This is a genomic window from Pseudomonas sp. AK181 (assembly GCF_051122975.1).
GTDB lineage: Bacteria > Pseudomonadota > Gammaproteobacteria > Pseudomonadales > Pseudomonadaceae > Aquipseudomonas > Aquipseudomonas lactis.
In genome coordinates this window covers 5,481,963-5,504,197 of record NZ_CP146348.1, presented here as the reverse complement: position 1 = coordinate 5,504,197, position 22,235 = coordinate 5,481,963, and the positions used below count along the sequence as shown (strand labels likewise).

The window sequence follows — 22,235 nt, the reverse complement described above, 5'->3', positions numbered from 1 at the left end:
GGCCTTGCTCAAACACCGTCGCCGCCCGAGTTTTTGCAGGCCAGGGCGGCGGCGGCTGCAAATTCTGTGGGCGCGCCACAGGTGCTGTCAACGCACCGGGCGGGCCCTTGCTTGACTCTTCAATGGGATGCCCTTCATGACTCGGCCCGGTGCCAAGCGCGCGAATGAGATGTTGGCTGCACTCACCGCCTATAAAAGCGCCTTCTTCAACATTGGCCTGTTCTCGGCGGTGATCAACCTGCTGATGCTGGCCCCGGCGCTGTACATGTTGCAGGTGTACGACCGCGTATTGGCCTCGGGCAACCAGATGACCCTGCTGATGCTGACGCTGATGATCCTCGGCCTCTTCGGCTTGATGGGCGCGCTGGAGTGGGTGCGCAGCCAGGTGGTGATTCGCCTCGGCACGCAGATGGACATGCGCTTGAACCAGCGTGTATTCGACGCCGCCTATGAAGCCCAACTCAAGGGTGGTACCCAGGCGGCGGGCCAGGCCCTGCACGACCTGACCACCTTGCGCCAGTTCGCCACCGGCCAGGCCTTGTTCGCCTTTTTCGATGCGCCGTGGTTTCCGGTGTACCTGCTGGTGATCTTCCTGTTCCACCCCTGGCTGGGCTTGCTGGCATTGGGTGGGGCGTTGCTGCTGATCGCATTGGCCTGGGCTAATCATCATGTCAGCCAGGCGCCGATGGCCCTGGCCAGCCAACTGTCGATCAGCGCCAGCCAGCAGGCCACGGCCAACCTGCGCAATGCCGACACCATTGAAGCCATGGGCATGCTCGCCACCTTGCGCGGGCGTTGGTTCAGCCAGCACCAGGCGTTTCTGGTGCAGCAAAACCTGGCGAGTGAAAAGACCGCGGTGGTCACCGCGTGGTCCAAGGGCGTGCGCCTGGCCCTGCAATCATTGGTGCTGGGCCTGGGCGCCTGGTTGGCGGTCAACGGCGACATAACGCCGGGGATGATGATTGCGGGCTCGATCCTGATGGGGCGTGTGCTCAGTCCCATCGACCAGTTGATCGGCGTGTGGAAACAATGGGGTTCGGCGCGCCTGGCCTATGAGCGCTTGTCGCTGATGCTGCAGGACAACCCGGCGCGGCCGGTGCGCATGAGCCTGCCCGTGCCCAAGGGCCAGGTGAGCGTGGAGCAGATCAGCGCGTGCGCCCCTGGCAGCCGCCGGCCTGCCCTGGCTAACCTGGGTTTCAGCCTGCCGGCCGGGGATGTACTGGGTGTTATCGGCCCGTCGGGGTGCGGCAAGTCCACCCTGGCCCGGGTGCTGGTGGGGGCCTGGGCACCCTTGGCCGGCAAGGTGCGCCTTGATGGCGCCGACCTGGCCCTGTGGGACAAGCAACAACTCGGCCCGCATATCGGTTACCTGCCCCAGGACATCCAGTTATTCGCCGGCAGCATCGCGCAGAACATCGCGCGTTTTGAAGCGGTGGAGGCCGACACCGTCCTCGCCGCCGCGCAAATGGCCGGCGTGCATGAATTGATTCTGCAACTGCCCCAGGGCTACGACACGCAACTGGGGGAGGGCGGCGCGGGCTTGTCCGGCGGGCAAAAGCAACGGGTGGCCCTGGCGCGTGCGCTGTACGGGTTACCGGCACTGATCGTGCTGGACGAACCGAACGCCAACCTCGACGAAGTGGGCGAACAGGCGTTGCTGCAGGCCATCACCCAGCTCAAGCAGCAGCGCCGCACCTTGATCCTGATTACCCACAAACCCAACGTGCTGAGCCTCACCGACCAGTTGCTGATCCTCAAGGACGGCCAGATGCAGGCCTTCGGCCCCACGGCGCGAGTGCTGGAGGCGCGGCAAAAAACTGCGGCAAACAAACCGGTCTCGACCATGAGCATGAGCTACCGCCTCGGTGCAGGAAAACCCGCATGAGCCAGAGCAAGCCCATTTTGGTCAGTGACCCGTCTAACGTGCTGGCGCTGGATGACAAAAAATACTCGCGCCTGGGTTGGTGGCTGGTGCTCGGCGGCTTTGCCGGGTTCCTCGGCTGGGCGGCATTGGCTCCGCTGGACAAGGGCGTGGCGGTGCCGGGCAAGGTCATGGTGTCGGGGCATCGCAAGACGGTGCAACACCCTTCGGGCGGGATCGTCGAGCGTATCCAGGTGCGTGACGGGGACCGGGTCAGCGCGGGCCAGGTGTTGTTGCGGTTGAAGCAAACCCCGTTGCGCGGGCAGATGCAGTCACTGCGCAGTCAATACCTGGCGTCGCTGGCCAGCGAAGCGCGCTTGAGTGCCGAGAGTGAAGGCTTGCAGACCATTGTGTTCAGCCCCGAGCTGCTGGCCGATCCCGACGCCGCGAATACCCTGAGCCTGCAACGCCAGCTATTCAACAGTCGTGCCCAGGCACTGGCTACCGAACAGGCGGGCCTGCGTGAAACTATCGCCGGCTTTGAAGCGCAGTTGCGCGGCACGCGGGCCTCCCAGGCAAGCAAGGTTTTGCAGCGCGCGGCGTTGAATGAGCAACTTCAGGGGCTGCGCGAGTTGGCGCGCGACGGCTACATCCCGCGCAATCGCCTGCTCGACAGCGAGCGTCTGCATGCGCAAATCGACGGCGCTATTGCCGAGGATGTCGGGCGTATCGGCCAGTTGCAGCGCCAAGTGCTGGAGCTGCGTTTGCGCATCCGTCAGTTGGGTGAAGATTTTCAGAAAGACCTGCGCAGCCAGTTGGCCGAGACCCGCACCCGCAGCGACGACTTGCGCAATCGCCTGGCCTCTGCCGAATTCGAACTGGCCAACAGCCTGGTCCGTGCACCGGCGTCTGGCGTGGTGGTGGGGTTGCAGGTGTACACCGAAGGCGGGGTGATTCAACCCGGCCAGGTGCTGATGGATATCGTGCCCGAGGGCGAGCCACTGCTGGTGGAGGCACGGGTGCCGGTGCAGATGATCGACAAGGTGCACCCGGGTTTGCCGGTTGAATTGATGTTCTCGGCGTTCAACCAGTCCACTACGCCACGGGTGGCGGGCGAAGTCACCTTGGTCTCGGCCGATCGCCAGGTGGATGAGCGCACCGATGAGCCGTATTACACGCTACGGGCCCAGGTCAGCGCGGCGGGCATGCAGCAACTGGGCGGCGTGCAGATCCGCCCGGGCATGCCGGTGGAAACCTTCGTCAAGACCGGCGAGCGCTCGATGCTCAACTACCTGTTCAAACCCTTGCTGGATCGCACCCATATGGCCCTGGTGGAAGAATGAAGGCGTTGTTGTTCACCCTCTGTTTAAGCTGTACACCGGCGGCGCACGCCCTGGGGTTGTTGGATGTGTATGACTTGGCGCTGCGCAACGATCCAACCTTTCAAGCGGCGATTCAGGAGCGGGAGGCCGGGCAAGAAAACCGCGTGATCGGTCGGGCGGCGCTGCTGCCGAACCTGTCATGGAGCTACAACAACTCGCGTAATGAGTCCGAAGTCACCCAGAGCACGGCGCTGGGTAACGTCACCAGCGACCGCAATTACCGCAGCTACGCCTCGGCCCTGACCTTGCAGCAACCTCTGCTCGATTACGAAGCCTATGCGCGTTTTCGCCAAGGCACCGCCCAGGCGTTGATGGCCGATGAGCGTTTTCGCGGCAAGAGCCAGGAGCTGGCCGTGCGGGTGCTGGGCGCCTACAGCCAGGCATTGCTGGCACAAGAGCGCATTGAGCTGAGCCGTGCCCAGAAACGGGCATTTGCCGAGCGCCTGCAACTCAATGCCCGCCTGCTCAAAGGCGGTGAAGGCACGCGTACCGATGTGCTCGAAACCCAGGCGCGACTGAGCCTGGCCCAGGCCGAAGAGATCGAAGCCGTGGATGCCCAGGACAGTGCTTTACGTGAGTTGGAAGCTATTGTCGGCCAGCCGCTGCAAATCGAAGAACTGGCGCCCCTGGCGCGCCCATTCGAGATCGCTCCGCTTGAGCCCAACCGATTCGAAACCTGGCGTGAACTGGCCATGGCCAACAACCCTGAACTCAAGTCCCAGCACCACGCGCTCGATGTGGCTTCTTATGAAGTGGAGCGCAAGCGCGCCGGGCACTTGCCTAAGGTCAGCCTGTACGCGACCAGCCGCAAGACCCGTTCCGATTCAGAAAGCAGCTACAACCAGAAGTACGACACCAACAGCGTCGGCATCCAGGTCAGCCTGCCACTGTTTGCCGGTGGCTCGGTCTCGGCTTCCACCCGTCAGGCAGCCAACCAACTGTCCCAGGCCCAATACGAACTGGACGCGCAAACCGCTGCCACGTTGGTGGAGTTGCGCAAGCAATTCAACCTCAACACCAGCGGCGCGGCCAAGGTGCGGGCCTATGAAATGGCAGTCAGGTCCGCCACGGCACTGGTCACCGCCACCCAGAAAAGCGTCAGTGGCGGCGAGCGGGTCAACCTCGACGTTCTCGACGCCGAACAACAACTGTTCACCGCCCGGCGTGACCTGGCCAATGCCCGGCATGCCTACCTGCTCGCGCGCATTCAGTTGAAGTATTACGCGGGGTTGCTGAGCGAGCAGGACTTGCGGGCACTGGCCGGGTATTTCCAACCCTCGGCATGAGTGGTTACAACCCGGCATTCGCCGGGTTTTTTGTGGTGACTAATCTGTGAAACAGCTTCGGGAATAGGAGCCGGTTGTCGGGTGGGAGAGGGAAATTGTTACCTGGCGGAAAATAACCTAACGGATGGGTTGCGATGAGATACGCGGGGCGATCATGCAGCGGCACTACTTGGCACGGGCACGCAGGATTTGGTGGGAAAAACTGCAGACGGTTTGCCTGGAGAATCATTCCTGGAATTGGGACGCTGGCGAGTTGGTCCCGGGGTTGGTCATTCGACAAGGTGTCTACGTCATCGCGAGCGCCAGGCACGACGTCGTAGCGCAACGGACAATTTTGAATCTGGTAAGAGCGCCAGATTGCGTGGGGATTAATTTATGAAAATCATAAAAGCCAAAGTCACACCTTATGTACCTCTCACTGAAGCCGACGTTGACAAGGCAATCGCCCGTGGGCGCAAGTTGAAACGCCTGTACGCCAACGCCAGCAACGTACGGTATGAAGACGACTGCCTCTCCATTGGCTTCAGCGATGGCAGCCGCGTCGTGTTGCCGGTGGCTGGCCTGCCGGAGTTCGAAGGGTTTTCAGCGGAGGATTTCCAGCAGTTGGAAGTGACGTTCGGTGGCAAGGCGATTAGCTGTGAGGCGCAGGACCTGGATGTTTCCATCACTGGCCTGATTGCTACAAGCAAGCCGCTGATGGACCTGGCAACCAGCCTGGTGGCATCGCGCAATGGCCGCAAAAGCAGCGCGGCCAAAACCGCAGCGGCCCGGGCCAATGGCAAGAAGGGTGGGCGGCCACGCAAGGAAGTCCCGCAGCCCCCAGAGACAACAGACACTTGAATAAACGGTAGGAGCGAGCTTGCTCGCGCAAAACCCACAGGCACCGCGTTCATCCAGGAAGCACGCGTTATCGTTGACGTTTTTCGCGAGCAAGCTCGCGCCTACCCTGCAGGTTTATCGGCGGGTCAGCAACACACCCGATTCCATATGGTGCGTCCACGGGAACTGGTCAAACATTGCACACTGGGTGATCCGGTGCGTGTCATGCAGTTGCGCGATGTTCGCCGCCAGCGTCTCCGGGTTGCAGGAGATGTACAGGATGTTGTCGAAGCGCCGGGTCAGCTCGCAAGTGTCCGGGTCCATGCCGGCGCGGGGCGGGTCGACGAAGACGCTACCGAACTCGTAGCTTTTCAAGTCGATGCCGTGCAGGCGGCGGAATGGGCGCACTTCATTCAGGGCTTGGGTAAGTTCTTCGGCAGAGAGGCGCACCAGGGTGACGTTATCCACGCCATTCTCATCCAGGTTGCTCAGGGCCGCATTCACCGAGGTCTTGCTGATCTCGGTGGCCAGCACCTTGCGCACGCGGGTCGCCAGCGGCAGGGTGAAGTTGCCGTTGCCGCAATACAGCTCCAGCAAATCGTCCGGGCGGTCGCCCAGGGCTTCATAGGCCCAGTTGAGCATCTTCTGGTTCACCGTGCCGTTGGGCTGGGTGAACGCGCCTTCGGGTTGGCGGTAGCTGAAGGTGCGGCCACCGACGTCGAGTTTTTCCACCACGTAGTCATGGCCGATCACATCGCGCTTGCCCTTGGAGCGGCCGATGATGCTCACATTCAGCTCAGCGGCCAGTTTGTTTGCGGCGGCGTGCCAGTGCTCATCCAGCGGGCGGTGATAACACAGGGTGATCATCGCGTCGCCGGCCAGGGTGGTGAGGAACTCCACCTGGAACAGCTTGTGGCTCAGGGCAGCGCTGGCTTGCCAGGCGGCCTTGAGTTGCGGCATCAACTGGTTGATGCGCTGGCTGGCGATGGGGAATTCTTCGATGAGGATCGGCGTGCGCTTGTCCTCCTGGGAGAACATCGCGTAGTGGCGCTCGCCGCCTTCGCGCCACAGGCGGAACTCCGCACGCAGGCGAAAGTGCTGCAGCGGCGAGTCAAAGACCTGCGGCTCGGGTGCGTCGAACGGTGCCAGCAGGTCACGCAGGCGCGTGACCTTGTCTTGCAGTTGAGCGGTGTAGCTTGCGGCGTCAAAAGTCATGCGTTGAACCAGCCCAGCTTGATCACAAACAGGATCGACAGGATCACCAGCGCCGGGTTCAGCTCACGGTAGCGGCCCGAAAGCAGCTTGATGGCGGTCCAGGCGATGAAACCGAAGGCGATGCCGTTGGCAATGGAGTAAGTGAAGGGCATCGCCAGGGCGGTGATCACCACCGGCGCTGCCACCGTAATGTCGTCCCAGTCGATTTCGGCCAGGCCTTGGCTCATCAACACCGCCACAAACAGCAAGGCTGGCGCGGTGGCATAGGCCGGTACGCTGGCGGCCAGTGGCGAGAAGAACAACGCCAGCAAAAACAGGATCGCGACCACGATGGCGGTCAAGCCAGTACGGCCACCGGCGCTCACGCCTGCGGCCGATTCGATGTAGCTGGTGGTGGTCGAGGTACCCAGCAGGGAACCGGCCATGGCAGCGGTACTGTCGGCAATCAGCGCACGGCCCATTTTCGGCATGTGGCCGTCCTTGCCCATCAGGCCGGCGCGCTTGGCGACGCCGATCAGGGTGCCGGAGTTGTCGAACAGGTCAACGAACAGGAAGGCGAAGATCACGCTGACCAGGCCGATGTCCAGCGCGCCCTTGATATCCAACTGCAGGAAGGTCGGGGCCAGAGACGGCGGTACCGAGGTCACGCCGATGAACGGCGTGAAGCCCAGGACGATGGAGGCGACGGTCACCGCCAGGATGCCGATCAGCACCGCGCCGCGTACGGCCAGGGCTTCCAGCGCGACGATCAGCACGAAACCCAGGGTGGCCAGGATCGGTGCCGGTTGTTTCAGGTCGCCCAGGCCCACCATGGTGGCCGGGTTGCTCACCACGATACCGGCGTTATGCAGGGCGATCAGCGCCAGGAACAGGCCGATGCCAGCGGCAATCGCCGAGCGCAGCGGCAGGGGGATGGCGTTGATGATCCACTCACGAATGCGGAAGATCGACAGCAGGAAAAACAGCACCGCCGAAATGAACACCGCGCCCAGCGCCACCTGCCAGGTGTGGCCCATGTGCAGAACCACGGTGTAGGTGAAGAAGGCGTTGAGGCCCATGCCCGGTGCCAGGGCAATCGGGTAGTTGGCGATCAGGCCCATCACGGTCGAACCAATGGCCGCCGCCAGGCAGGTGGCGACAAACACCGCGCCCTTGTCCATGCCGGTCTCGCCGAGGATGCTCGGGTTCACGAACAGGATGTAGGCCATGGCCAGGAAGGTGGTGATCCCCGCGAGAATCTCGGTGCGCACATTCGTATTGTGGGCTTTGAGTTGAAACAGCTTTTCCAGCATGCCGGCTCCCTGTGACGCTAGTGTGCGTCGTGATTTGTTGACCTCTAAGTCAAAGCACAAACTGCGCCAAGCGCTTGTGGATTCAGAGAGGATCGGAAAAAGCGGCGCATCATACCAGCAGCCGAGGCTGTGTGGCGCATGGGCTTGAGGCATACTGCGCCGACGTTCAACAGCCGGTCATCGACAGCATGAAAAAAGCCAACCCGTGGAGTCTAGCTCTGATCGCCAGTATCAGCCTGTGGCTGGGCGCGGCACCGGCATGGGGCGCGACTGCACCGGCCTTGAGCGAGGTGCGGGTGTTCAAGGTGGAATCAGCCAAGTGCAGCGAAGCGATCCAGGAACGGGTCAACACCACCCAGATGTGCGAGCACCGTGGGCCCACCAAGGTCTCGGTGATGGAAGTCGGCCTGGGCAACAGCCCCATGGGCCGCTTCAACGGCGCAGAGTTGAATGGGCAACGCACCGCGGTGTGCCAGGTCGGCAACATCAGTGAGGCGTGCAACGGCGTGGGCACCTTGATGGGCTACATCTATGTGTTCGACCTGAACGTCCAGGCCCAGGGCTGGTTCGAATTCACCAATACCTCGATCAACCCACCGCAAAACACCCTGAAAGCCCAGCTCAATATCCGCTGATCAATCATCTTGAACGCTCAAAACCCCGGGAAGTCGTACCCCTAAGACGGCGATTTTCCTGAACGCCGCGGACGTACACCAACCCGTGAGGTGTTTATGAGCGCGACCCCCAATGGCGCGGCGGCCCAGCCGTTCGTCGCCCACCCGATACGCCTGACACTCAACGGCCAGGCTCGCCAACTGAACGTGTTGCCCTGGACCACCTTGCTGGACTTGCTGCGCGAACAGTTGGACCTGGTGGGCAGCAAAAAAGGCTGCGACCACGGCCAGTGCGGCGCCTGCACCGTGTTGCGAGACGGCAAACGCGTGAATGCCTGCCTGACCCTGGCCGTGATGTGCGACGGCGCCGAGTTGACCACCATCGAAGGCCTGGCCGACGGTGACCAACTGCACCCCATGCAACAGGCCTTTATCCAGCACGACGCGTTCCAATGCGGCTATTGCACCCCCGGCCAGATCTGTTCTGCCGTGGGCCTGGCCAATGAAGGCCGCGCCCACGACCGTGCGCAGATCCAGGAGTTGATGAGCGGCAACCTGTGCCGCTGCGGTGCCTACAACAATATCCGCGATGCCATCGAAGACGCGCTGCCGGCCTGCCGTCGCCAGGGAGGTGAGTCATGAACCCCTTCCACTACAGCAGGCCGACCGATGTGCAGCAGGCCGTGCAGATGAGCAGCGCCGCCTCGCGCTTTATCGCCGGTGGCACCAACCTGCTGGACCTGATGAAGGAAAACATCAGCCATCCCGAGCACCTGATCGACATCACCGGCTTGCCGCTGCATGACATTCAAGAGACCGCCGAGGGTGGCCTGCGTATCGGTGCGCTGGTGAGCAACGCCGACCTGGCCTGGCACCCGCTGATCGAGCAGCGTTACCCGTTGCTGTCCCAGGCCATCCTCGCCGGGGCGTCGCCGCAGTTGCGCAACATGGCCAGTACCGGCGGCAACCTGTTGCAGCGCACCCGTTGCTATTACTTCTACGATGCCGCGGTGCCGTGCAACAAGCGCCAGCCCGGCAGCGGCTGCCCGGCGCGCAACGGTTTGAACCGTATCCATGCGATCCTCGGCGCCAGTGAACAGTGCGTGGCCACCCATCCTTCGGACATGTGCGTGGCCCTGGCGGCACTCCAGGCGCGGGTGCATGTGGAAGGCCGTGGCGGCGCGCGGGTGATCGAGTTCGCTGACTTCCACCGCTTACCAGGCGATGCGCCGCAACGCGACAACCAATTGGCCGACGATGAGCTGATCACTGCCATTGAACTGCCCGCCGATCACCTGGCCCGCCACAGCCATTACCTGAAGATCCGCGACCGTGCCTCCTATGCCTTCGCCCTGGTGTCGGTGGCCGCCGCCTTGGAACTGGACGGCGATGAAATCATCGACGCCCGCCTGGCCTTGGGCGGTGTGGCGCATAAACCCTGGCGTGACCGCGCAGTGGAAGCCTTGCTGATAGGCCGCACGGTCAGCCGCGAAACCTTCAGCGCCGCCGCCGACGCCCTGCTGCAAGACGCCGAGCCGTTGGAACACAACGGCTTCAAGGTCAAGCTGGCCCGGCGGGCAATCATTCGTGCCCTGAGCGACGCCGCCGTCGCAGGAGAACAGCCATGAGCGCCATCGGCAAACCCCTGGACCGCGTCGACGGTCTGCTCAAGGTCACCGGCCAAGCGCGTTACGCCGGTGAATTTCCCGAGGACGGCCTGCTGCATGGCAGCGTGGTGTCGAGTTCGATCGCCAAAGGCCGGGTGCTGCGCATCGATGCGTCCAAGGCGTTGGCCTTGCCCGGTGTAGTGGACGTGATCCATCACCTCAATCGGCCGAACATCGCCAGCTATGATGAGGCGTTCGCCGATGCCGATGCGGCCGATGGCTCGCCCTTTCGCCCGCTGTATAACGACCGCGTGCTCTACAGCGGCCAGCCCCTGGCCCTGGTGATCGCCGATAACCTCGAACTGGCGCGGCACGCCGGCTCGCTGGTGCAGATCGACTACGCGCCTGAAGCCTTCGAAACCGACCTGCTCACCCAGCAAGCGGCGGCGCACCCGTCGCCCCAGACCCCACCCAAACCGCGAGGCAACTTCGAGGCTGAATGGGCCGGTGCCGCGATCAGTCTGGACTTGCACTACAGCACGCCTATCGAGCATCACAACCCGATGGAGCCCCACGCCAGCACCGTGCTGTATCAGCCCGACGGCACCCTGCATATCCATGACAAGACCCAGGGCCCGCAGAACTGCCAGGCCTACGTGCAAAAAGTCTTCGGCTTGGACAAGCATCAGGTGCGCATCTTTGCTGCCTTTGTTGGGGGCGCCTTCGGTTCGGGCCTGCGCCCGCAATACCAGTTGCCGCTCGCGGTGATGGCGGCCATGGCGCTCAAGCGCTCGGTGCGCGTCACCCTGACCCGCCAGCAGATGTTCACCTTCGGTTATCGCCCGCGCACCTTGCAGCGTTTGCAGATGGGCGCCGCCGCCAATGGGCGCTTGCTGGCCCTGGGGCATACCGCGATTGGCCAGACGTCGCGCTTCGAGGATTTCAGCGAGCACGTGGTGGAGTGGAGCGGCATGCTCTATCACTGCGACAACGTGCAACTGACCTACAAGCTGGCGCCGTTGGACGTGTTTACCCCGCTGGATATGCGCGCCCCCGGCGCCGCGCTAGGTGTGCTTGGCCTGGAGTGCGCCATGGACGAGCTGGCCTGCGCCCTGGCCATCGACCCGGTGCAATTGCGCCTGATCAATTACGCCGAACGTAACCAGAACGAAGACAAACCCTGGTCGAGCAAGGCCCTGCGCGAGTGCTACAGCGAAGGCGCCGAACGCTTCGGCTGGAGCCAGCGCAACCCGGAACCGCGCAGCATGCGTGACGGCCGCCAGTTGATCGGCTGGGGCATGGCTGGCGGCGTGTGGGAGGCCATGCAGATGAAGGCCAGCGCCAAGGCGCGCCTCGATGCGGACGGCAAGCTCACCGTCAGCAGCGCCACCACCGATATTGGCACCGGCACTTATACGGTGATGACCCAGATCGCCGCCCAGGTCAGTGGGGTGGCCATGGACGACGTGCGTTTTGTGCTGGGCGATTCGTCATTGCCCACCGCGCCGTTGCAGGGCGGCTCGTTTACCGTGTCCTCGGTGGGTACGGCGGTGCAGCAAGCGTGCGAAGCGCTGAATGCCAAGTTGCTCCAGGTCGCCCGGCAGACCTACCCGGTGTTCAAGGACGCCGAAGCGGTGCGGTTTGAAGATGGCCAACTACACAGCGGTGATGTGAGCGTGTCGTTGGCGCAATTGGTCAAGGACAGCGGTGAAGAAGCCCTGGAGGTACAGGTCGACAGCCAGCCCGACAAGAAGCGCGAGGGTTATGCCAGCGCTACTCACTCGGCGGTGTTCGTCGAAGTGCGGGTCGACGAAGACCTGGGCACCATCAAGGTCAGCCGTGTGGTCAGCGCCATTGCCGCCGGACGCGTGGTCAACCCCAAGATGGCCCGCAGCCAGATCCTCGGCGGCGTGGTGTGGGGCATTGGCATGGCGCTGCATGAAGAGACCCAAGTGGATCATGAACTGGGGCGCTACATGAACCACAGCCTGGCCGAGTACCACATCCCGGTGAACGCGGACATCGGCGAGATTGACGTGCTGTTTGTCCAAGAGCACGACGAGATCGTCAATGCACTCGGCTCCAAGGGCGTGGGGGAAATCGGCATTGTCGGGGTGGCGGCGGCGGTGGCGAATGCGGTTTACCATGCCACCGGCAAGCGGGTGCGGGAGTTTCCGATTACCTTGGATAAGGTGCTGTAGCGCAAACCGTCAGACCAATGAAGTTCCAAGGTGGGAGCTGGCTTGCCTGCGATAGCGGTGTATCAGCCACCAGAAAGTTGCCTGATACACCGCTATCGCGGGCAAGCCCGGCTCCCACAGGGTATGGCGGTGAAGCCTATAACTTGGCTTCTTCCACCGGCACATGCATGCGATCCCGGTTGGCCAGAGTCGGGAACAGCTTGATCCACACTCCGGTCACCACCAGCGTGCCAACCCCGCCCATCACCACCGCAGGCACCGTCCCAAACCAGTGGGCGGTAATCCCGGATTCGAACTCGCCCAATTGATTGGACGCACCGATAAACAGGCCATTGACCGCACTCACCCGCCCGCGCATTTCATCTGGCGTTTCCAACTGCACGAACGACGCACGGATCACCATGCTGATCATGTCCGCCGCGCCCAATACCACCAGCACCGCCAGGGAAAACCAGAACGAGGTCGACAGGCCGAAGGCGATGGTTGCCACCCCGAACACGCCAACGGCAGTGAACATCACGCGGCCCACCTGGCGGTCCACCGAAAAGCGCGCCAGCCATAACGACATCAGCAACGCGCCCACGGCCGGCGCCGACCGCAGCAGGCCCAGGCCCCAGGCGCCGGTCAGCAGGATGTCCTTGGCGAACACCGGCAACAGCGCGGTGGCGCCGCCCAGCAGCACGGCAAACAGGTCCAGGGAGATGGCGCCGAGAATGTCCGGGCGGCTGCGAATAAAACGAATGCCGGCCAGCAGCGAGTCCAGGGTGGCCTTGGCTTTGTTCAGCGGGGTCTGGCGTGCGGGCAGGTTCAGGGTCAGTACGCAGGCGATCAGGTACAGCGCCACGGTGGGGCCGTACACCCACACGCTGCCAAACGCGTAAAGCAAACCGCCCACGGCCGGTGCGACGATGGTCGCCAGTTGCTGGGCCGATTGCGAGGCGGCCACAGCGCGGGGGAACAGCGCGCTGGGCACGATGCTGGGCAAGAGCGCCTGGGTGGTGGGCATTTCAAACGATCGCGCGGCGCCCAGCAGGAAGGCGAGGATAAAGATCATCTCGCGGGTCACGTTGCCGGTCAGGCCACCGATGGCCAGGGACAAGGCAATCAGCGCCTGCAAGGTCTGGCAGATAGCGGCGACCCGGCGGCGTTCATAGCGATCCGCCACGTGCCCGGTGTGCAGCATGAACAGCACGCGCGGCACGAACTCCACCAGGCCGACCAGGCCCAGGTCCAAGACGTTGCCGGTCAGTTGGTAGAGGTTCCAGCCGATCGCCACGGTGAGCATCTGGAAGCCGCTGGCGGTAAAGATCCGCGCCAGCCAGAACGCGATGAAAGGGCGGTGGTGACGTAACAGCAACGCAGGTTCACTGGGCATCGGCAATCAGGTCGGCAACGGGAGAATGGCGAGATTAGCATCAAGCTGTAACAAATAGTTGCAAGAACTGAGCTGAGGCAAGCTGTCACGCGGCAAAAGACCACACAGTCCTACAGCAAAAATGGGACTACTCTTTCAACGATGCTTGATCCAGATCAAAACCTGCCCCGGGATTGTTCTGGCGGCCGCAAGGCCAGATTCCCCACGCGATGGGTAATAAAAGAAACGAATTGAAATTCGCCACACTCCATATCCGTGGGGGCAGTGGGTGCAGGCTCCCAGCCAGCAGCCGGTATTACCTGACAGAGGAAGACTTATGTTCGGTTTGGAGGCGCTAGATCTCGCCCGAATTCAATTCGCGTTCACCATCTCATTCCACATCCTGTTCCCGGCGATCACCATCGGCCTGGCCAGTTACCTTGCGGTGCTGGAGGGCTTGTGGCTCAAGACCCACAACGACACCTACCGTGACCTCTACCATTTCTGGTCGAAGATCTTTGCCGTCAACTTCGGCATGGGTGTGGTGTCGGGCCTGGTCATGGCCTACCAGTTTGGCACCAATTGGAGCCGCTTCTCGGACTTCGCCGGCTCCGTCACCGGGCCGTTGCTGACGTACGAAGTGCTCACGGCCTTCTTCCTCGAGGCTGGTTTCCTGGGCGTGATGTTGTTTGGCTGGAACAAGGTGGGGCGCAAGCTGCACTTTTTTGCCACGGTGATGGTGGCCGTGGGTACGTTGATCTCCACGTTCTGGATTCTTGCCTCTAACAGCTGGATGCAGACGCCGCAGGGTTTTGAAATCATCGATGGCCGCGTGATACCGACCGACTGGCTGGCAGTGATCTTCAACCCGTCGTTCCCCTATCGCCTGATGCACATGGCCACGGCTGCTTTTGTTGCCACGGCGTTCTTCGTCGGCTCGTCGGCGGCCTGGCATTTGCTGCGCGGCAAGGACAACCCGGCGATCCGCAAAATGCTCTCGATGGCGATGTGGATGGCGCTGATCGTTGCGCCTATCCAGGCGGTGATCGGCGACTTCCATGGCCTCAATACCCTCAAGCATCAGCCGGCCAAAATCGCCGCGATTGAAGGCCACTGGGAAAATATCGGCAACGAGCCCACGCCGTTGATCCTGTTCGGCTGGCCGGACATGAAAGCCGAGAAAACCAAGTACGCGGTCGAGATCCCGTACCTGGGCAGCCTGATCCTGACTCACTCCCTGGACAAGCAGGTACCGGCGCTCAAGGAGTTCCCGCCTGAAGACCGTCCCAACTCGACCATTGTGTTCTGGTCGTTCCGGGTCATGGTCGGCCTGGGGTTCCTGATGATCTTCACCGGTCTGTTCAGCCTGTGGCTGCGCCGGGGCGACAAGATGTACACGTCCAAACCGTTCCTGTACCTGGCGTTGTGGATGGGTCCATCTGGCCTGATTGCAATTCTGGCCGGTTGGTTCACCACCGAAATCGGTCGCCAGCCCTGGGTGGTCTACGGCTTGATGCGCACGGCGGATGCATCCTCCGGGCATAGCCTGACGCAGATGACCATTACCCTGGTGTTGTTCGTGGTGGTGTACTTCGCGCTGTTCGGCGCGGGCCTGGGCTACATGATGCGCCTGGTGCGCAAAGGCCCTGTAACCCACGACAGTACCGAGCCGGCCCATGGTGGCCCTGGCCAGAAACGCACCCCGGCACGTCCGTTGTCTGCTGCCGACGATGGCAGTGATAACGACCACGACCACATCCAGCACAAGGGGAATTGAGATGGGTATTGATCTTCCGCTGATCTGGGCCGTGATCATCATCTTCGGCATCATGATGTACGTGGTCATGGACGGCTTCGACCTGGGGATCGGCATTCTTTTCCCGTTTATCCCGGGCAAAGTCGACCGTGACGTGATGATGAACACCGTGGCGCCCGTATGGGACGGCAACGAAACCTGGCTGGTACTCGGGGGCGCGGCGTTGTTCGGCGCGTTCCCGCTGGCCTATTCGGTGGTGTTGTCGGCGCTGTACCTGCCGCTGATCCTGATGCTGATCGGGCTGATCTTTCGCGGCGTAGCCTTTGAGTTCCGCTTCAAGGCCAAGGACCACAAGCGTCACCTGTGGGACAAGGCGTTTATTGGCGGCTCGCTGGCGGCGACCTTCTTCCAGGGTGTGGCGCTGGGTGCCTTTATCGACGGCATCCCGGTGGTGGACCGCCAGTTCGCCGGCGGCTCACTGGACTGGCTCACGCCGTTCACGATGTTCTGCGGTGTGGCGCTGATCGTGGCGTATGCCTTGCTCGGTTGCACCTGGCTGATCATGAAGACCGAAGGCAAGTTGCAGGAACAGATGCACAACCTGGCGCGGCCTTTGGCGTTTGTAGTGTTGGCGGTGATCGGCATCGTCAGCATCTGGACGCCGCTGACCCACCCGGAAATCGCGTCGCGCTGGTTCACCTTGCCGAACCTGTTCTGGTTCCTGCCGGTGCCGATCCTGGTGCTGGTCACCATGTACGGGTTGATCCGCGCCGTGGCACGTAACGCGCACTACACGCCGTTCCTGTTGACGCTGGTGCTGATTTTCCTCGGCTACAGCGGCCTGGGGATCAGCCTGTGGCCGAACATCATCCCACCGTCCGTATCGATCTGGGACGCTGCCGCGCCGCCGCAAAGCCAGGGCTTCATGCTAGTGGGCACGCTGTTCATCATCCCGTTCATCCTGGGCTACACCTTCTGGAGCTACTACGTGTTCCGCGGCAAGGTCACCCACGAAGACGGCTATCACTAGGAGGGTTGAAACATGTCCAAACCTTCGTTGCATGAGATTGAACAGGCCGAGAAGCAGCCGTTGTGGCGCCGGCTTGGGTGGCTGGCGATGATCTGGACCGGCAGCGTGCTGGCCCTGTTCGTGGTGGCCAGCCTGATGCGCATGTTCATGAATGCGGCAGGCCTGAGCACCCACTGACCCCAATAATGTAGGAGCGAGCTTGCTCGCGAAAAACGTCAACGATAACGCGGGGTGCCTGACGCCCCGCGGTGTTCTCAGGTTTTTCGCGAGCAAGCTCGCTCCTACAAGTAAGCAGGGTTTTTTTTATTTTCGCGCTTTGAGGATGACAAACTTGGGCGTGGCCGCTACTTGCTCGACGCCACGGAACAGCCGCGCCAACTTGCTGTGGTAGCCCAGGTGACGATTACCGACGATGTACAAGGCGCCGCCGACCACCAGCGCTTCGCGTGCCTGCTGGAACATGCGCCAGGCCAGGAAGTCACCGACCACTTGTTGTTGGTGGAACGGTGGGTTGCACAGCACCACGTCCAGCGACTGCGGCTCCTGGTCGGCCAGGCCGTCGCCGGCCTGCACGGTGACGTCCCGTTCACCCAAGGCGGCCTGCCAGTTTTCGGCGGCCGATTGCACCGCCATGTACGACTCATCCACCAAGGTGTAATGCGCATCGGGGTTGTGCAGGGCGCTGGCAATCGCCAGTACGCCGTTGCCGCAACCCAGGTCCGCCACGCGGGCGCTGCCCAGGTTTTTTGGCAGATGCGGCAGGAAGGCGCGGGTGCCGATGTCCAGGCCTTCACGGCAAAACACGTTGGCGTGGTTGCGCAACTCGATGACGGGCGCATCCAGGGTATAGCGGGTCGGGTAGGGCGAGACGGCAGCAGGGCGCTGCTCAACGCTGGCGATCAACAGTCGCGCCTTTTTGACCGCCAATGAGGCGTGCATGGGGCCGATGTAACGCTCCAGCAATTCGCCCGCAGCCCGGGGCAAGTGCTTGACCATTGCACCTGCGATCACCTCGGCGCCGGGCGCCAGTTGCCCTTGCAGGCGGATCAGTTGTTCTTCCAGCAACGCCAGGGTTTTCGGCACGCGGATCAATACGCGATCAAACGGCCCGGTCGCAAGCTGGCTGGCCGGTATGAAGGGCACGGCATCAAAGGGTTTGCCGTTGCGCACCAGGTTTTTTTCCAGGCCTTGGGCCGCGAGGAACGAGTCACCGCTGGAGGTCACCTGCACCTGGCCTTGAAGGCTGGCCGCCAGTGCGCCGAAGCTGTCATTGAGGACCAGCACGCGGGTGGCGGCAGTAGGCTGCTGCGCGGCGAGGTGGCTGAGCAGGTATTCGTCGGCGGCATCGAAGGCTTGCAGCGGATCATTGTGTTGCTCTGGCTGACGAATCAGGTCGAGCTGGGCGAAAGGGCTGTCAAGCAGGGGCATGGCGGGGCAAGGCTCTGGGTAATCGACGGACCGTCTGAGTGAACGGCGGGGCAACCATGGGAAGCGCACCCTCAACACTCAGAATTGGCCGTAAATGTTACGTTTTTTTCAACGCGATGACATGCGGTGTTTTGCGTGGGCTAAAACAGCCCGGCTTTAGCGGCGCGCAGCACGGCCTGGATCTTGTTGTGCACGCCCAGCTTCTTGAAGGTACTGCTGATATGAAAGCCCACGGTGCGTTCGGACAGGCAAAGAATCGCGGCGATCTCGGAAGCAGTCTTGCCCATCGCAGACCACTTGAGGATTTCCGTTTCCCGGGCGGTCAATTTGCTGGGCGCTTTGATCTCGGGCGCGTCGGCGTACTTCTGCGCGACGACCGCATGCATTGCATGGCAAAGCCACAACACCTGGCCGGCTTTTTCGTAAAGCTCTTGCGGGCTGACCTCGCCCTTGCTGCGAACCAGGGTCAGCATGCTGAATACACCCTGGAAATCATGCACGGCTTGGGTCCAGCCTAAATGCACCCCGCAGGACTGAGCCAGCTCCCACAACTGGGGGGTGTTGGCAAAGGTTTTTTGCTCCCAGAGAATGGGCAGTACCGAACTTTTGCAGTGGGTTACAACGGGGTCTACATCGAAGTAGTGCGCTTGTTTATAAATGTGGCTCCATTCGTTTGGATAGTTACTAAATAGAATGGGTTTTGTTTGAGTGTCTTGTGACTGGGAGCTCATCGTAAAAGAGCAATATTCGAAACCCAGTTCATAGGTGTGGTTAATCACCATCTCAAACATACTGGTGATTTCACTCTCGCCTTCCAGCTTGGGCAGCCGGGTGTTATGCCAATTGACCATCGATGACTCTCCATAGGTTTCTGTGTGACTTGGGTACGTCCTGATCTCCCAATGCAACTCGAAAACAAGTGTAGGGGAAGTCCTACAACTGAGTCTGAAAAATATTTTACTTACAGGGTTTGTTTCGCACGCCGGTTTTGTACAAGGCTTGAAGTTTTGTATAAGGGCACTTGGCAGCGGAAGTTTTTTCAACGTTTTTAATGTCTTAAAAACAGTATCAAAATGATGTCGTTGTAAGTGCTGTTTCATCTAGTGAGGTGTTCGGGGTGCATTAATAGCCAAATAATTAGTTCCACTGAGGCGCCCATGGTGTAGCCCCTGGCTGGCTCAAAAACGCGCGGGCCAGATGCGCGGGCCTTCAGCGATTGCAAAGCCAGTACCAATCATCGGTGTTTGCGCGGTCTGTTTTGAGGGACACTAAAGGCCTGTGCAAAACGGAGCCCCCCATGACGGCCAGTGCTGAGAAATTTACCCGCCAGACCCTGCTCGATGTGCAATCGCTGACCCCCAGCCTGTTCACCCTGCGCACCACCCGCGATGCCGGTTTTCGTTTTACCGCCGGCCAGTTCGTGCGCCTGGGCGTCACCAAGGCCGATGGCAGCACCGTGTGGCGAGCCTATTCCATCGTGTCTTCGCCGTTTGACGAGCATCTGGATTTCTTTTCCATCGTGGTCCCCGGTGGTGAGTTCACCAGTGAACTGAGCCGCCTGAAGGTGGGCGATACCTTACTGGTAGAGCGCCAGGCCACGGGTTTTCTGACCCTCAACCGCTTTGTCGACGGGCGCGACCTGTGGTTGCTGGGAACCGGTACGGGCATTGCGCCGTTCCTGTCGATCCTGCAGGACTTCGAAGCCTGGGAAAAATTCGAGCGCATCATCCTGGTGTACAGCGCCCGGGAAGCCAAGGAACTGGCCTACCAGTCGCTGATCAACACGCTGGGTGAGCGTGAGTACCTGGCCGACTACGCCCACAAGCTCACCTACATTCCCATCGTCACCCGCGAGCTGCATCCGGGCGCGTTGAACGGGCGTATTACGGCCTTGATCGAAAATGGCGAACTGGAGCGGGCCGCCGGCGTGGAGCTGACGGCGCAGGATTCGCGCGTACTGATTTGCGGCAACCCGCAGATGGTCGATGACACGCGCCAGTTGCTCAAGCAGCGGGACATGCAACTGAGCCTGAGCCGACGGCCTGGCCAGGTGGCGGTAGAAAACTACTGGTAGAAAAAAGGCGCCTTGCGAGGCGCCTTTTTTGCATCCGCAGTTTAAAGCGGCTTGTTGTTCTGTGCCTTGAGCAGATCGCGGATCTCGCCCAGCAGCACTTCTTCCTTGCTCGGCGTCGGCGGCAGGCTTGGAGCCACGGCCTCTTCGCGCTTGAGACGGTTGATCGCCTTCACGCCCATGAAGATTGCAAACGCGACGATCACAAAGTCGATGATGCTCTGGATGAACTTGCCGTAGGCCAGCACAACCGCGGGTACATCACCCTGTGCGGCCTTGAGCGTGACGGCCAAATCGGCAAAGTCCACGCCACCGATCAGCAGGCCGATGGGAGGCATTATCACGTCGCCTACAAATGAGGAAACAATCTTGCCGAAGGCAGCACCGATGATGATACCGACGGCCATGTCGACCACATTACCTTTGACCGCGAAGGCCTTGAACTCACTGATCACGCCCATAGGTTATTCCTTGTTACAGTTGAGGAGGGTGGAGGTCAGTGTAATTCAGTCGAACAGCGCTTGCTCGACACAACTGTTAACACTGTCGATTTTTATCGACACATTAAATCGCAAATAGTTTGCAAAGTGCCACCAGTCGCGCGCGAATTACCGGCTATTTCAGCGAGTTACCAGATTATTTTCTTAATCGGACCTGTGGTGTTTTTCTATTTATCTTCTGACTCGCAGGTCACTAGCCTCTGGCAAGCACAACTGAATGTGCATTAAAAAAAACCAGAGGAAACCTCGATGAACACTCCAATCAGCCGCAGGCCCGTGTCGGCGCGCCATACGCTGGCACTGGTGACCGCCAGCCTGCTTTCCCTCTCTGTGCAAGCCGCCAACCTGACCCGCGATAACGGGGCCAACGTCGGTGATAACCAGAACTCCCAGACCGCCGGCGCCAATGGCCCGGTGTTGCTGCAGGATGTGCAACTGATCCAGAAGCTGCAGCGCTTCGACCGCGAACGCATTCCGGAGCGCGTGGTGCACGCACGCGGCACGGGCGCCCATGGCACCTTCACCGTGACCGACAACCTCAGCGACCTGACCAAGGCCAAAGTATTCGCCGCCGGTGAAACCACACCGGTGTTCGTGCGCTTCTCGGCTGTGGTGCATGGCAACCACTCCCCGGAAACCCTGCGTGACCCACGGGGCTTCGCCACCAAGTTCTATACCGCCGAAGGTAACTGGGACCTGGTCGGCAATAACTTCCCCACGTTCTTTATTCGCGATGCGATCAAGTTCCCGGACATGGTCCATGCGTTCAAACCGGACCCGCGCACTAACCTGGACGATGACTCACGTCGTTTCGACTTCTTCTCCCATGTTCCAGAGTCCACTCGTACACTGACCGAGTTGTACTCGGACTCCGGCACCCCAGCCAGTTACCGCGAAATGGACGGCAATGGCGTACATGCCTACAAGTTGATTAACACTAAAGGTGAAGTGCACTACGTCAAGTTCCATTGGAAGAGCCTGCAGGGCATCAAGAATTTGGGTCCAAAACAAGTCAGCGAAGTGCAAGGCCGTGACTACAGCCATATGACCAATGACTTGGTCACGCACATCAACAAAGGCGACTTCCCCAAGTGGGACTTGTATGTGCAGGTGCTCAAGCCTGAAGACCTGGCCAAGTTTGATTTCGACCCACTGGATGCCACCAAGATCTGGCCGAATGTGCCCGAGCGCAAAGTCGGGCAAATGGTGCTGAACCGCAACCCGGCCAATGTGTTCCAGGAAACCGAGCAAGTGGCGATGGCCCCGGCCAACCTGGTACCGGGTATCGAGCCGTCGGAAGACCGCTTGCTGCAAGGCCGGGTGTTCTCCTACGCCGATACGCAGATGTACCGCCTGGGCGCGAACGCCCTGCAACTGCCGATCAACGCTCCACGGGTCACCGTCAACAACGGCAACCAGGACGGTGCGATGAACTTCGGCAAGACCACCACCGGCGTGAACTACCAGCCAAGCCGCCTGTTGCCACGCGAAGAGCCACAAACCGCGCGCTACAGCCAGGCGCCGCTGTCGGGCAGCACCCAGCAGGCCAAGATCCAGCGTGAGCAGAACTTCAAGCAGGCCGGTGACCTGTACCGTTCCTACACCAAGAAAGAGCGCGAGGACTTGATCAACAACTTCGGCGGCTCATTGGCCACCACCGATGACGAGAGCAAGCACATCATCCTGTCGTTCCTCTACAAAGCCGATCCGGAATACGGCACCGGCGTGGCCAAGGTCGCCAAGGGCGATCTGGCTCGCGTGAAGGCGCTGGCGGAAAAACTGACTGACTGATTCGTTGGTTGCGGTCGGCGCCTTCACG

At 61.3% G+C, this 22,235-nt stretch carries 19 protein-coding genes and 1 pseudogene; 14 read left to right on the top strand and 6 right to left on the bottom strand.

Going from position 1 to position 22,235, the window contains the following annotated elements; all coding sequences use genetic code 11:
* The first annotated feature begins 136 nt into the window (after positions 1-136).
* The 5 genes and pseudogenes from V8689_RS25130 to V8689_RS25110 all read left to right on the top strand — a co-directional run bounded on the left by V8689_RS25130 (position 137) and on the right by V8689_RS25110 (position 5,369).
* On the top strand, positions 137-1,885 hold the full coding sequence (locus V8689_RS25130) for a type I secretion system permease/ATPase (protein ID WP_056792078.1): 1,749 nt from the start codon (positions 137-139) through the stop codon (positions 1,883-1,885).
* Positions 1,882-3,204, top strand: a complete 1,323-nt coding sequence (locus V8689_RS25125; RefSeq protein WP_056792013.1) for an HlyD family type I secretion periplasmic adaptor subunit — start codon at positions 1,882-1,884, stop codon at positions 3,202-3,204. The genes V8689_RS25130 and V8689_RS25125 overlap by 4 nt, the downstream gene beginning before the upstream one ends.
* Positions 3,201-4,529: a TolC family outer membrane protein gene (locus V8689_RS25120; protein WP_056792014.1), complete on the top strand. Its 1,329-nt coding sequence runs from the start codon at positions 3,201-3,203 to the stop codon at positions 4,527-4,529. Before V8689_RS25125 ends, V8689_RS25120 begins: the two co-directional genes overlap by 4 nt.
* 136 nt (positions 4,530-4,665) lie before the next feature.
* Positions 4,666-4,908: pseudogene (locus V8689_RS25115) on the top strand (DUF4160 domain-containing protein); the annotation flags it as partial.
* Positions 4,905-5,369, top strand: a complete 465-nt coding sequence (locus V8689_RS25110; RefSeq protein WP_056792016.1) for a DUF2442 domain-containing protein — start codon at positions 4,905-4,907, stop codon at positions 5,367-5,369. The pseudogene V8689_RS25115 and the gene V8689_RS25110, both read left to right, overlap by 4 nt.
* A 114-nt stretch (positions 5,370-5,483) precedes the next feature.
* Here the strand turns inward: V8689_RS25110 and trmA are convergent, their stop codons facing one another.
* Entirely contained in the window at positions 5,484-6,563 is a 1,080-nt protein-coding gene (gene trmA / locus V8689_RS25105) for a tRNA (uridine(54)-C5)-methyltransferase TrmA (RefSeq protein ID WP_056792017.1), read from the bottom strand.
* Positions 6,560-7,855 (bottom strand): NCS2 family permease, encoded by a 1,296-nt coding sequence (locus V8689_RS25100; protein WP_003194342.1) that lies wholly within the window; start codon positions 7,853-7,855, stop codon positions 6,560-6,562. The genes trmA and V8689_RS25100 overlap by 4 nt, the downstream gene beginning before the upstream one ends.
* Positions 7,856-8,043: 188 nt before the next feature.
* Between V8689_RS25100 and V8689_RS25095 the strand changes: the two genes are divergently transcribed.
* The 4 genes from V8689_RS25095 (at position 8,044) to V8689_RS25080 (ending at position 12,277) form a co-directional block, all read left to right on the top strand.
* Positions 8,044-8,490 carry a DUF4879 domain-containing protein gene (locus V8689_RS25095; RefSeq protein WP_056792080.1) on the top strand — a complete coding sequence of 149 codons (447 nt, stop codon included), beginning with the start codon at positions 8,044-8,046 and terminating at the stop codon, positions 8,488-8,490.
* A gap of 96 nt (positions 8,491-8,586) precedes the next feature.
* Positions 8,587-9,111 carry a (2Fe-2S)-binding protein gene (locus V8689_RS25090; protein ID WP_032895224.1) on the top strand — a complete coding sequence of 175 codons (525 nt, stop codon included), beginning with the start codon at positions 8,587-8,589 and terminating at the stop codon, positions 9,109-9,111.
* Complete coding sequence (locus tag V8689_RS25085; RefSeq protein ID WP_056792019.1) at positions 9,108-10,097, top strand: FAD binding domain-containing protein; 990 nt, start codon at positions 9,108-9,110, stop codon at positions 10,095-10,097. Before V8689_RS25090 ends, V8689_RS25085 begins: the two co-directional genes overlap by 4 nt.
* The gene (locus V8689_RS25080; RefSeq protein WP_056792020.1) at positions 10,094-12,277 is read left to right on the top strand and encodes a xanthine dehydrogenase family protein molybdopterin-binding subunit; all 2,184 of its coding nucleotides are present in this window, start codon (positions 10,094-10,096) and stop codon (positions 12,275-12,277) included. The genes V8689_RS25085 and V8689_RS25080 overlap by 4 nt, the downstream gene beginning before the upstream one ends.
* A 136-nt stretch (positions 12,278-12,413) precedes the next feature.
* Here the strand turns inward: V8689_RS25080 and V8689_RS25075 are convergent, their stop codons facing one another.
* A complete protein-coding gene (locus V8689_RS25075) occupies positions 12,414-13,652 on the bottom strand; it encodes an MFS transporter (protein WP_056792022.1) in 1,239 nt (412 codons plus the stop codon).
* A 316-nt stretch (positions 13,653-13,968) separates the two neighbouring features.
* Between V8689_RS25075 and V8689_RS25070 the strand changes: the two genes are divergently transcribed.
* From V8689_RS25070 to V8689_RS25060, 3 genes are read left to right on the top strand one after another with little or no spacing between them, the layout of a single operon-like run.
* Complete coding sequence (locus V8689_RS25070) at positions 13,969-15,408, top strand: cytochrome ubiquinol oxidase subunit I (RefSeq protein ID WP_044268827.1); 1,440 nt, start codon at positions 13,969-13,971, stop codon at positions 15,406-15,408.
* A 1-nt stretch (position 15,409) separates the two neighbouring features.
* Entirely contained in the window at positions 15,410-16,417 is a 1,008-nt protein-coding gene (gene cydB / locus V8689_RS25065) for a cytochrome d ubiquinol oxidase subunit II (protein ID WP_014720024.1), read from the top strand.
* A gap of 12 nt (positions 16,418-16,429) precedes the next feature.
* Complete coding sequence (locus tag V8689_RS25060) at positions 16,430-16,594, top strand: DUF2474 domain-containing protein (protein ID WP_003194328.1); 165 nt, start codon at positions 16,430-16,432, stop codon at positions 16,592-16,594.
* Positions 16,595-16,720: 126 nt separating this feature from the next.
* Here the strand turns inward: V8689_RS25060 and V8689_RS25055 are convergent, their stop codons facing one another.
* Complete coding sequence (locus tag V8689_RS25055; protein WP_056792024.1) at positions 16,721-17,845, bottom strand: methyltransferase; 1,125 nt, start codon at positions 17,843-17,845, stop codon at positions 16,721-16,723.
* Between the two features lie 140 nt (positions 17,846-17,985).
* Positions 17,986-18,696, bottom strand: a complete 711-nt coding sequence (locus V8689_RS25050) for a helix-turn-helix transcriptional regulator (protein WP_056792026.1) — start codon at positions 18,694-18,696, stop codon at positions 17,986-17,988.
* Between the two features lie 446 nt (positions 18,697-19,142).
* Between V8689_RS25050 and V8689_RS25045 the strand changes: the two genes are divergently transcribed.
* Complete coding sequence (locus V8689_RS25045; protein WP_056792028.1) at positions 19,143-19,919, top strand: ferredoxin--NADP reductase; 777 nt, start codon at positions 19,143-19,145, stop codon at positions 19,917-19,919.
* Between the two features lie 41 nt (positions 19,920-19,960).
* Here V8689_RS25045 and mscL read toward each other — a convergent pair whose 3' ends face one another.
* Positions 19,961-20,377 carry a large-conductance mechanosensitive channel protein MscL gene (gene mscL, locus V8689_RS25040; protein ID WP_019818024.1) on the bottom strand — a complete coding sequence of 139 codons (417 nt, stop codon included), beginning with the start codon at positions 20,375-20,377 and terminating at the stop codon, positions 19,961-19,963.
* 288 nt (positions 20,378-20,665) lie between these two features.
* On the opposite strand from mscL, the gene katB reads away from it, so the two are divergent.
* On the top strand, positions 20,666-22,207 hold the full coding sequence (katB, locus tag V8689_RS25035; protein WP_056792029.1) for a catalase KatB: 1,542 nt from the start codon (positions 20,666-20,668) through the stop codon (positions 22,205-22,207).
* Positions 22,208-22,235: the final 28 nt, after the last annotated feature.